The sequence below is a fragment of the Oceanobacillus sp. CFH 90083 genome, from assembly GCF_009389585.1.
Taxonomy (GTDB): domain Bacteria; phylum Bacillota; class Bacilli; order Bacillales; family Amphibacillaceae; genus Oceanobacillus.
Genome location: NZ_VIYG01000042.1, coordinates 1 through 866, shown reverse-complemented (window position 1 = coordinate 866; position 866 = coordinate 1). Strand labels below are relative to the sequence as shown.

1 pseudogene is annotated in these 866 nt (G+C 45.7%); it reads left to right on the top strand.

The window, feature by feature from the left end:
* A pseudogene (locus tag FLK20_RS21395) lies at positions 1-866 on the top strand (DNA-directed RNA polymerase subunit beta); the annotation flags it as partial.

Here is an 866-nt window from a genome sequence, read left to right as displayed (position 1 = left end):
GGTTTACAAAAATATAAACGCTCCAACCAGGGAACATGTTATAATCAGCGTCCGATTGTGGCAGAGGGAGATCGTGTCACAAAAGGAGAAGTGCTTGCGGATGGTCCTTCGATGGAAGACGGCGAATTAGCGTTAGGTCAAAACGTTCTTGTCGGCTTTATGACCTGGGAAGGTTATAACTACGAGGATGCCATCATTATGAGTGAACGCCTTGTGAAAGATGATGTCTATACGTCGATTCATATTGAAGAATTTGAATCAGAATCCCGTGATACCAAGCTTGGACCGGAGGAAATCACCAGAGATATTCCGAACGTTGGGGAAGATGCCCTGAAAAACCTTGATGAACAGGGAATTATCCGTATCGGTGCAGAAGTAACAGACAGTGATATTCTTGTCGGAAAAGTAACACCAAAAGGAATGACGGAGCTTTCCGCAGAAGAACGCTTATTACATGCGATTTTCGGGGAGAAGGCGCGTGAAGTAAGAGATACCTCTTTACGTGTTCCTCACGGCGGCGATGGAATTGTCTTAGATGTAAAAATCTTTAATCGGGAAGATGGCGATGAGTTACCACCAGGTGTAAACCAGCTTGTTCGTGTCTATATCGTGCAAAAACGTAAAATTCACGAAGGAGATAAAATGGCAGGGCGCCACGGTAATAAAGGGGTTATCTCTAAAATTTTACCGGAAGAGGATATGCCATTCCTGCCAGACGGTACACCAATCGACATCATGCTGAACCCATTAGGGGTGCCATCCCGTATGAACATCGGACAGGTGTTTGAGCTGCATTTAGGAATGGCTGCCAGACAGCTTGGACTGCATGTAGCAAGTCCGGTATTTGACGGAGCAACCGAGGAAGA